At 54.9% G+C, this 10,729-nt stretch carries 7 protein-coding genes; 4 read left to right on the forward strand and 3 right to left on the reverse strand.

What is annotated here, in order from left to right:
• Positions 1–86: 86 nt before the first annotated feature.
• Positions 87–3,566, reverse strand: a complete 3,480-nt coding sequence (locus tag K0F88_RS32415; RefSeq protein ID WP_257605254.1) for a hypothetical protein — start codon at positions 3,564–3,566, stop codon at positions 87–89.
• A 460-nt stretch (positions 3,567–4,026) separates the two neighbouring features.
• Here K0F88_RS32415 and K0F88_RS14775 point away from each other — a divergent pair, with 460 nt between their 5' ends.
• On the forward strand, positions 4,027–4,404 hold the full coding sequence (locus K0F88_RS14775) for a DUF6124 family protein (protein ID WP_219095521.1): 378 nt from the start codon (positions 4,027–4,029) through the stop codon (positions 4,402–4,404).
• A gap of 141 nt (positions 4,405–4,545) precedes the next feature.
• Here the strand turns inward: K0F88_RS14775 and K0F88_RS14780 are convergent, their stop codons facing one another.
• Complete coding sequence (locus K0F88_RS14780) at positions 4,546–4,905, reverse strand: PilZ domain-containing protein (RefSeq protein ID WP_094470980.1); 360 nt, start codon at positions 4,903–4,905, stop codon at positions 4,546–4,548.
• Between the two features lie 245 nt (positions 4,906–5,150).
• Positions 5,151–5,537: a tol-pal system YbgF family protein gene (locus K0F88_RS14785; RefSeq protein ID WP_094470962.1), complete on the reverse strand. Its 387-nt coding sequence runs from the start codon at positions 5,535–5,537 to the stop codon at positions 5,151–5,153.
• 157 nt (positions 5,538–5,694) lie between these two features.
• Between K0F88_RS14785 and pyk the strand changes: the two genes are divergently transcribed.
• The 3 genes from pyk to K0F88_RS14800 all read left to right on the forward strand — a co-directional run bounded on the left by pyk (position 5,695) and on the right by K0F88_RS14800 (position 10,701).
• Positions 5,695–7,146, forward strand: a complete 1,452-nt coding sequence (pyk, locus tag K0F88_RS14790; protein ID WP_140667576.1) for a pyruvate kinase — start codon at positions 5,695–5,697, stop codon at positions 7,144–7,146.
• Between the two features lie 237 nt (positions 7,147–7,383).
• Complete coding sequence (locus K0F88_RS14795; RefSeq protein ID WP_219095522.1) at positions 7,384–8,691, forward strand: hypothetical protein; 1,308 nt, start codon at positions 7,384–7,386, stop codon at positions 8,689–8,691.
• A 621-nt stretch (positions 8,692–9,312) separates the two neighbouring features.
• Positions 9,313–10,701, forward strand: a complete 1,389-nt coding sequence (locus K0F88_RS14800) for a delta-60 repeat domain-containing protein (protein WP_219095523.1) — start codon at positions 9,313–9,315, stop codon at positions 10,699–10,701.
• Positions 10,702–10,729 lie beyond the last annotated feature (28 nt).

The following is a 10,729-nucleotide window of genomic DNA, read 5'->3' on the forward strand; positions in this document are numbered from 1 at the left end:
CCTGACGAACCCATCAGGCGGTACGGTTGGTGAAATGAATTTGGCGCTGATGCACAGCCTTCGTCTACTGTCATAAATGACAGTCTTTACGGCCGTCCATCGGAACTTTTGTGTTCAGATCCGCTTGACGTCGCAGGCACGACTTCGAAGCGCTCGCTCTCGACCCAGTCGGAAGCGACCTGCGCGCTGTCCGTGATGGTTTGCTTGAACCGGCACCATTGGCCGCCAAGGGGTAGTTGTTGCATGGCCATGCCCTGCCACCCCCCCGCGACGGGAATATTGACGGCCCATTTGTGGTCGGGGTTAAACCAGCTCACAACCTCCCCTACACCCTGCGCGCCCTGGCCTTTGAACCCGACCGGGTGACTGACCCAGCTCCCCGCTGCCGGCAACTCGATGGTGGGCAAATACGTCGCCAACACCACCGGTCGCGCGGGGGAATCGGCGGAATCGAAGCCGTCGCTCGAAGCCACGGCCACCACACCGTAACGGCCACCGGGCTGATCGAATTCCACCGACACCGACCACGTGCGATCTTCCAGCACCGGACTTTGTCCCAACACCGTCAGCGCCGGGTTGACCAGCTTCACCGTTACCGTATCCCCCGGCACGCCGAAGCCCGAAACCACCGTCCGCCGACCGATGTGTTCGTCGGTTGCCGGGGTTTCGATATTCGGTGCCGCCGGCACGACGTTGTAGCTCAATGGCTGGCTGTCTTTTGACGGCCGCCCTTCGAACGTCTGCCGAGCCCGAATGGTTTTACGCCCCACCGGTAAGGTCACCTCGGCGTACCAACGGCCATCGGCGCCCACCGCAACGTTATTGAGTAGAGGCTCAGGGACGCCCTCCTGCCAGACATCGACCGTGGCGCCTGGCGTGGCCCGCCCTTCCAGCATCGAGGTTCGCGGCAGATGCTGGTCTGCTTCCGGCACCGTAATGACTGGCGGCACGACCACGACTTCAAACGTGCGCGTCTCACTGCGCAACGATTCCCGTCCGTCGAACGTCTGTTGAGCGTCGATGGTGTACTCACGAAATTCGAGGGCCGTGAGGTCGATCGACCATCGACCATCGTCCGCCAGCACGTTGGGTTCACCCAGCGCTCCACCGAATCGGGCATCGCGCAGTTGCATCGTGGCCCCTTTCAGACCGTCCTCCCCCCGGACAGTGATGTCGCGGTCGACTACTGCGCTGGGGACGGGCTCGGTGATGACCGGTTGAGGGATGAGCGCTTCGATCAGGAACGTTTCGGAGGCGGCTGGCGATTTCTGCCCGGCGGCGGTCTGGGTCACCGTGACGGTATGGGTGATGTCCGGTTCAAAGGGTGTCGAGCGTCGAAAGCTCCAGCTTGCCTGAGTCACCTGGGCAGGGAATGTCGTGCCGCTGTCGCTGAACGTGAGCTCGACCACCGCATTCGGCCAGCAGGTACCCGAAACGACAACGAAGACCCCCTCCACCTCTACCGGGCTGATTTCCGGGGCCAACGGTGGGATGCTGACATTCAGCTCGAGCCAGGTCGGCGACCACTGACCATTCAGAAATTGCCGGATATGCACTTCGCGATTGAGCGTCGGGCCCCACACCTCCGAAGCCTTGCTCGACCATTGGCTGTTGGCGACCAGCGCATCGGGGGCGGCCGTGGAGCCGCCGCCGGGGTTGGCAATCCTGATCGTAGCGCCGGTGTGGCCTGCGCCTGAAAAGGTCGGCTGGTAGTCCAACGTGTATTTCACGTTGCTTGGATTTTCCAGTTTCCTGTCGAGGGTAAACGTATACGGGTGCGACTCAACCCAGCCATTGGCATTGTCGGAGACTTTCTGAATCACCCTCAGTGTGTAGACGCCCATCGTCCAGCCCGTTGCCGTCGTTTCCCACTGGCCATCGGGTTTCACCGCTACAGAGGGCGGGGCCGTTCCGCCCGGGCCGCTGACCAAGGTGAATTGGACCGTAGCGCCGGTGTGGCCCGCGCCTGAAAACGTAACCGTGGTGTCGGATGGACTCTCGACGCCGACATTAATTAATGCGGGGGGGCGAACTTTGAATGACCGTGGCCCACTGATGCTATTGGGCTGACCGTTAGCCGTTTTGGCCACAATGGTAAATGAGCCAGGAGGCATGGGATTGACACGGGTGGTCATCGTCCAGCGCCCATCTTGTGACACCCGACCTTCACCGATTTTAAAGGTATGATTCAGATCCGCGACCACCTCGATAATTGAGTTTGGCTCGCCTCCATGACCGGACACACCCGCGTCTGGATCGACTGTCACCCCGTTAGCGGGTTGGTCGATAACAATGCCTATCAGCTCAAAGGTGACTCCATCCCAGTGGATCCCTGGATCATAACGAACGGCGAGTTTGAACCCCCCCAGATTGAGTCCACTTAAATCAATCTCTTTGCTCCAGTTCCCATAAAAATCCGACTCTGCCGTTCCAAAATAAATACCGCCCCCATCTGACATAATTACAACTTTTGAATAAGACTTTCTGCCTGTTCCCTCAACTGTAATTTTCCCGCGATAAACCCGATCATTCTCACTAGGATATTTAAACTTCGGAGCGATGATTACCTGCAGCGGGGCGGACTCTGCCCAAACCGAGTAAGTCTCGCTGACAAATTTTCTTGATTTAAACGCCTGGTGGCAGGTAATCGAGATATCGCCTGCATATAAACCTTGGGGAGTGACTGACCAACGGCCATCCGCGCGAACAATGCCACTGCCAAAATAAGTTCCTACGTCGGCTTGATGCAAATCAATCGTTGCACCGGGAGTACCATTACTCCCTTCTATTGGCGCAGTGAGATAGGTGATGCTCTTGGTCAAAATAACAGGCCTGGACAGCACCACAACGCGCAGAACTTTACTCGGCACATACCAATCACCATGGGTCCAACTCCAGATAACGAGTTCATGCACCCCGCCTGCCAGTCCATTAGTGAGCGTCAATGTGGCCCACCCACTGCCATCTGTTTTTGTTTCTGCGGACAGCGACGCGTGCGTTTTGGCATCAAGAATTTTGACATTGAAACCAGCATTGGCGCTCACCGTAAAACTCTGCCTACCCTCAATTCTAATCCCTTGCGCCACATGAAAAGATGGCGCTCCAATCTGATTGACCTCCCCATATTCCACTGGAACTTGTGCGATAGCCGTGGGACCCGAAGTGAGCAATGCTTCGACCACGACATTATCTGGAGTTTCATCCAATTGGCCTGGCGCCACCTTCATTGATCTAATATCGACCAGTACCATCTTGCTGGCCATCCACCATCCATCGCTGCCATTCCACAAAAAAACATATAAACCATACTCTCCTGGCGGCAACACTCCGGTGATTAGCGTGAAGTGTCCAGAACTGCCCATTTTCCCTTCAGGACTGTTATAACTTTGTTCATGCGCCTCCACAATTCTGACAAAACAATTGGCATGCCCTCCTCTCGTGATGGTTACCGTTGCGCCACCACTGACATAGGTAAGAGTGACGTCAGTTATGTACGGCATCGACCATAAAACTCCAGACTCAGAGAAGTGGACAACCTCAGTTTTCTCATCATTATCTTGCGCCATGATTGCTGCCCTTCCCTGTTCTGTTGCAAACCTTGCCCTGATTTCTACGCCGAGATCCTGGACATTGCCTACCTGTAAAATCTGACAGTTCCGATGAACGGCACGGTCATCAAAATGAGCGTCGTCCCGATTTTTCGGGCTTTCTCCAAGTGACTACACGTCCTTGCGCAACGGACTACACATCCGCCAGAATCCGCCGGCTTGTGCGCCTTGGCCTTGCCCCGTAACTTGATCCACGTCGCTGCCAATCAGCGATCGGGTTTAGTCGCCCGGCGGTTCGATACATGTGTATAAGCGTTATCTAGTCGGGTACTCCCTATCCCCGCACTTGATGGTGGCTGTTCGCAGGGCGCCCTCGGGCGCGCCGGAATTCGTATCTCCGCCGGTCGACTAACCTGCGTCCAGCCGCCACCCCTCGTTTAGTCGCGAGACGGTGGTAGCTCCATAACGGAGATCGATCATGTTCAAAGCAACACCGAATCCCCCCGAAACCGACCCGGTTTCCCCCTACGCCACCCTCGATTCAAGAAAGCTCCACGCCGCCGCCGACAAGGCGCTGGACCACTACCTCAAACCCGACGTCGATACCCTTCGCTCTTCCCAGGAACGTGCCATGAAAATGTTCACCGTCGTCGCCGATGCCAACCCCGAAGCGCTAAACATCGAGACCTACGAAACCTTTTCCACGGTCAGCACGTTGCTGCTCGACCTGGCAGACAGCCTGGACGACAAGCCGCGGCATCTGGCGATGGCGATTTACCGGATGAGTGAGTTGGGGTTGATGCTGGTGGAGCGGTCGCTGGATAACGAGAAGGCGATCAAGGTGACCGAAGCTTAACTATCAGTCGTCTTTGCTGACGTCATCGCGGGCAAGCCCGCTCCCACAGGGATCGGCGTCGAACACACATTTTGTGAACGACGCCAGACACTGTGGGAGCGGGCTTGCCCGCGATGGCGATGGTGAAAACGCCAATGAACTTCAGGCAGATGCAGGCATCGGCTGAAAACTGAAGTACTGCGTCAACGCCTCCACCAATTGCCCATACTCCAGCGGTGCCCGTTGCAGGCTGAACCCGGCGTCGTAATGGTGGGGGGTTTCGTCTTCGTGGCACCACAAACAGCACGCCGTCAGGTCAATGACCTGCTGGCAACCGTCGCTGGCGGGGATTTTCAATCGCAGGTCAAAGTCGACGCCCACCATCATGGGCAACTGGCTGATGAGCATCAGCCCGTCGGCGGACACATTGCCCAGAAAGCCGATGGGTTTGTCGGTGACGCTGTTGAACACTTTCAGAAAATACGGCAATTGATGCCGCTCGATCCGGCGGTCGGTAAACATGCGCAGTTGGCCCAGCAAGGCCCTTAAGCAGGGCCGCACTAATGCTTCGGAACGTGCCTGTTTTTGCTCTTGTCGAAAAGCCTGGCGCGCTCTCCCCGTTCCCGGTGCGTCAGTCCACGAATCCGCTGACGCTTACAGCTGCCGGTGACAGGTATGACCTCGGTCTAGAGACATGGCTCTAAAACCGATCTATTCGACTATAGCTCACCACCGTCGGGCGGCCAGCCTTTGCATGACAACAGTCATCAAAACTGCGTCGGGCGCACCGCTGCTGCGGCGCTGCGAGTCGGGTAATGGCCCAGGCTCTGCAAGGTTTCCAGGCGCGCGCGGGCGCGGTAGGCGTATTCGCTTTGCGGGTAGGACGCCATGATGAACTGATAAGTCTGCGCCGCATCGATGAACAGCTTCTGCCGTTCCAGGCACTGGCCGCGCATCATCGACACTTCCGGCCACACATAAGGCCGCGCACGGCTGGAGCGTTCGACTTTCGACAATTCGAGCATCACCTGCTCGCAATTGCCGCGATCGTAGGCGCTGTAGGCGTTATTCAAATGATGGTTCATCGACCAACGGGCGCAGCCCGTCACACTGAGGACGCTGAGGGCAAGGGCGGCAATGGGCACGAATCGCATGGGGGTTCTCCTGTCTTGAGCTCTGTATCGACCCGTGAGCAGAAATCTTCAGGAATGTTCGGTTAAAGATATAAACGAATAAGTAGTGCATATGAACAATGACTACAACTTCGGACCATAGTAGCCTCACTCAGCGCTTGAACTCAGGAGTCTTTGCATGTCCGTCCGTCGTACCAAAATCGTCGCTACCCTTGGCCCGGCCAGTAACTCGCCGGAAGTTCTCGAACAGCTGATTCTGGCTGGCCTGGACGTCGCCCGCCTGAACTTCTCCCACGGCACCCCCGACGAGCACAAGGCTCGCGCGAAGCTGGTGCGTGACCTCGCGGCCAAGCATGGTCGTTTCGTGGCCCTGCTGGGTGACTTGCAAGGCCCGAAAATCCGTATCGCCAAATTCGCCAACAAGAAGATCGAGCTGAAGATCGGTGATCAATTCACCTTCTCCACTAGCCATCCTCTGACCGAAGGCAACCAGCAGGTGGTCGGCATCGACTACCCGGACCTGGTCAAGGACTGCGGTGTGGGCGACGAGCTGTTGCTCGACGACGGCCGTGTGGTGATGCGCGTCGATACCGCCACCGCCACCGAACTGAACTGCACCGTGTTGATCGGCGGCCCGCTGTCCGACCATAAAGGTATCAACCGTCGCGGCGGTGGCCTGACAGCTCCGGCCCTGACCGAGAAAGACAAGGCCGACATCAAGCTCGCCGCCGAAATGGAAGTCGACTACCTCGCGGTGTCCTTCCCGCGTGACGCCGCCGACATGGAATACGCCCGTCAACTGCGCGACGAAGCCGGCGGCACCGCCTGGCTGGTGGCGAAGATCGAACGCGCCGAAGCCGTGGCCGATGACGAAACCCTCGATGCGCTGATCCAGGCTTCCGACGCTGTCATGGTGGCCCGTGGTGATTTGGGTGTGGAAATCGGCGACGCCGAGCTGGTGGGCATCCAGAAGAAAATCATTCTGCACGCACGCCGCCACAACAAGGCTGTGATCGTGGCGACCCAGATGATGGAGTCGATGATCCAGAACCCGATGCCGACCCGCGCCGAAGTGTCCGACGTGGCCAACGCCGTGCTCGACTACACAGACGCCGTGATGCTCTCAGCGGAAAGTGCTGCCGGTCTGTACCCGCTGGAAGCCGTGCAAGCGATGGCACGCATCTGCGTCGGCGCTGAAAAGCACCCGACCAGCAAGACCTCCAGCCACCGCATCGGCAAGGTCTTCGAAAGCTGCGACCAGAGCATCGCCCTGGCCGCCATGTACACCGCCAACCACTTCCCGGGCGTGAAAGCGATCATCGCCCTGACCGAAAGTGGCTACACGCCGTTGATCATGTCGCGCATCCGTTCCTCGGTGCCGATCTACGCGTTCTCCCCACACCGCGAAACCCAGGCCCGCGCGGCCATGTTCCGTGGCGTCTACACCGTGCCATTCGACCCGGCATCGCTGCCGCCTGAGCAAGTCAGCCAGGCCGCGATCGACGAGTTGCTCAAACGCGGCGTCGTGGAGAAAGGTGACTGGGTCATCCTGACCAAGGGCGACAGCTACCACACCATAGGCGGCACCAACGGGATGAAAATCCTGCACGTTGGCGACAAGATGGTCTGAGTACCGGGCCGCTGAAAACAAAAAACCGCCATGTGAATGGCGGTTTTTTTTCGTCTGAACAACGGCAGATCGAAGAATCCCGGCTCGTCTACTGTCAAGTCTGACAGTAGACGAGCCGGGCATTGACGCGCTCCAATCAGGCCTCGGCCAGCTATCGCCACCATTTTGGAGTGAGGCGCGCGCTCTCATCCTCCGATCTGCGGCAGCCGGCCTCCCCCACAAAATGGAGTTCGGGAAATGAGGATTCAAAATATCGCTGAGGCAGGCTCGCTTGACGGAGTGTTCGGAGATGGAGGCATCGTTTCGATTAACATCCCAGGAGCTTTGCTCGTCAGGATTGAAAGCATTCACAGCGTGGGTGCCGGGCCTGATCGAAAAATCTATTTCGCAGGCATGTACTTCGGTGCCCCCGAAGGACAATTTTACTTTCTGGGTCGATTGAACTCGGACGGTTCCTTTGACAATACGTTTGGCGATGCCGGCAACAATGGCGTGATCACAGGCAGTTTCCAAGGGCATGAGTCGACCATAACGTCTTTGGTCATTCTAAGCGACGGAAAAATCCTGGTTTATGGCTACGCCTCCAGCAGTGAGTTTCTAAATGCACCTGCCCTCGCTCGATTTGAAACTAATGGGACACTGGATAGAAGCTTCGGTGATGATGGCACTTGCGTTCATGATATTGACCTGCAACCACCAGCCAATGCAGTTTACCCAGATGAGCCTCAGTCCAACGACAACAGTAATTCCAGCCCCTACGGTGTGGAAATCCTGCCCGATGGCAAAATACTTATATCCAAACACTATGCATTTGGCTTCGGGCCATCAATGGGTCTGATTGTCCGACTCTGCGAAAATGGATCACTCGACCTCACCTTCAACCAAATTGGTTATATCACTGTAATCCACCCCCAGTATTTGTTAACAAACACGCAACTGATGAACATCATGGTGCAGCCAGATGGCATGTACCTGGGGTGCGGTGCGGTATGGGATAGAGACAAACCTCATTGCGCGATGTTCGTACGCTTCGACAACGAAGGTAAGCTTGACAAGTCATTTGGAGACGGTGGGTTTGCCCTCCAAGCCCCACGTGACGGTGACGGACTACGTGTTGCCCTGATGGCTCTACAATCCGATAACCGTATTTTGGGAATTGGTAACACCGTAAAGACAGACATGAGAGCCATGCTGATGAGCATTAAGCCCGATGGCACGCCTGATACCCGATTCAACGGGGGATTGCCCTTGTACACGTCAATAGAAGAATCTTTAACGGCATGGACCGGCGGAGCCATTCAAACGGACGGAAAAATCGTGGTAGTAGGTGCAGCCGCGTCAGCCAAATATGAATTCGATATTGTTGTGGCGCGGTTTAACGATAAAGGATTTGATCCCGCATTTGGCGGAAAAGGCTGGGTACGTACTCACGTAGGGGAAGGTGCTCAAGAGGCTACCGGCATGACGTTACAGGACGACGGAAAAATAGTGGTATCAGCTTTCACCCAAAGACCGGAAGCATTAATTTTGCGTTACAACGCTTAACCTTCGCTGACTCCGCTGATGGTGATCGTTCCCACGCTCTGCGATGCCGGGAAAATTTACACAAAGTTATTCGGCTTAACTCTGACAGCAGTCTTGATAACGGATTAAATGGCACAGGCATTGCCAGTATTGCCCACCCCTAATTTGATTACACCATTGTGGAAACCCTGGTTGTGCAGTATTGGAAGCACACCACCGGCACCTGTTGTCGTAGTGCGGCTTACCGACGCGGGAGTATTTGGAAAAGAGTGGGAATCCGCTATTCGACATCCCGTTCGAACGCCGGCATTTTTCATGGTCGGAAAATAACTGTTTCTAGGAGATATCAATGATAAACCCTACATCGCTTGCGGGGTGATTGGGTAGATTCGCTTAACGAAAAAAGCCCGACCCATTTGAAGGACCGGTCCTTTTTTATACTCTAACTTTTTCGGCAGCCGCTTGTACAAACCCGCATTTATCGAATTTTGTTATTTCAAAAAAATATAAAAAACTGTCAACTCTGACAGTTGTCCGATTCAGCCTTCCCGCGCCTCATATAACAGCAACGCTATGCTCCGTTCCGCAGAACAGCTTAATACCAGTATGAAAGAGTTCGTCCATCACACCAAGGAAAGAGCCATGACCTCAGAACAGCCACTTCCGCCTAAACGATCAGGTGAATTCGACCCGAGTTTTGGCAATAACGGTTTAGTCCAACTTCAGTCGCCAACTCCCGATTATCCGGACTATGTTACTCGTGTAATTCGCAAAGGACCTGATGGCAAGACTTACATCGCGGGACTCGTATTTACGAGATTATCCCGAAGCCTTCACACGTTGATCCGCCTCGATGAAAACGGTTCTATCGACACTAGCTTTGGAAAAAATGGTTGGTTCTATGACTATTTCCATGGATCTGACATTTCACGCTTTAGCGCCGAGCAAATTGCTTTTGCAGATGGAAGAATCCTGGTATCCGGGACCCTATTTCATTATGGAGGCGGCGAATTAGTCAAGGACAAGGCTGTCGTTTGCTTTCTTCCAAACGGCACAATTGATGATGAGTTTGGAGAAAACGGAAAATTCATTTTCCACGCTCCGAACGACAGTGAGAGCCTGCTTGAAAAAACGGCTTACAATCAAGAATGTTTTAAGCTCACTGACTCCACACACGTTGATTTCCGACAACCGAGTCAACTCACTTCTTCAATTCCGGATACTTTGCTGATAACGAACAATTACATTTTACTGGTGCATGACACCGGTACCTTCGACGCCATTGAAAGCTTTATCATCCGCGTTACCCTCCGAGGGGCGCTCGACCAAACATTCAATGATGTCGGTTTTGTCCGTGTCAGCCATGAAAAATACCCCTTCCTGGTGCTTAGCAACCTAAGTATTGATGATGCTGGCAACTACATTAGTGGAGGCCAAGTCAGGGTTGGTTACCAAGACACTCCTGATGCCATTGTTCTTGTAAAACATACCAACGAAGGCAGGCTGGACACGGGCTATCAGCAGGGAGGATTCCTGCTGTTGCAGCCTGAGCAACCAGGCCAGCACTTCTCACTTCATAACATCGTAAAACAACCTAACAACCGCACCCTGTGTGTCGGCATTAGAATTGATAGCAACGCTGCCGTCACTGGTTCTGGCTTATTAATCAGCAGAGAAGCAGACGGCTCCAGCAATATTCAATTCAATAATGGACAACCTGTATTCACCACCATTAATTCATCCAATTCATATTGGTTCAATGCAGATTTCTTACCCGACGGAAGCTTCCTGACTACTGGACTGTTAGATTCAGATAAACGCGTAGATGCCCATTACGTGGTTTCGCGTTTCTTTTATAACGGGGTTCATGACAAGGACTATGGCAACGGCGCTGGCTGGGTTGCTTATAAGGAGGCGAAAATCATCTCCTACAAAGCATCAGTCATAACCAACAACAAAATCGTATTTTCAGTAGAGTCTGAAGACGCCGATAAAACCAATCGCGCTGTTGCACGAGGATTGTTGCCTTAAGTAAGCCGCCCGCCATGAGAATGGCGGG

Origin of the sequence: Pseudomonas sp. UMAB-40 (assembly GCF_900095275.1) — a bacterium.
In the GTDB taxonomy this organism is placed as follows: domain Bacteria; phylum Pseudomonadota; class Gammaproteobacteria; order Pseudomonadales; family Pseudomonadaceae; genus Aquipseudomonas; species Aquipseudomonas mandelii_B.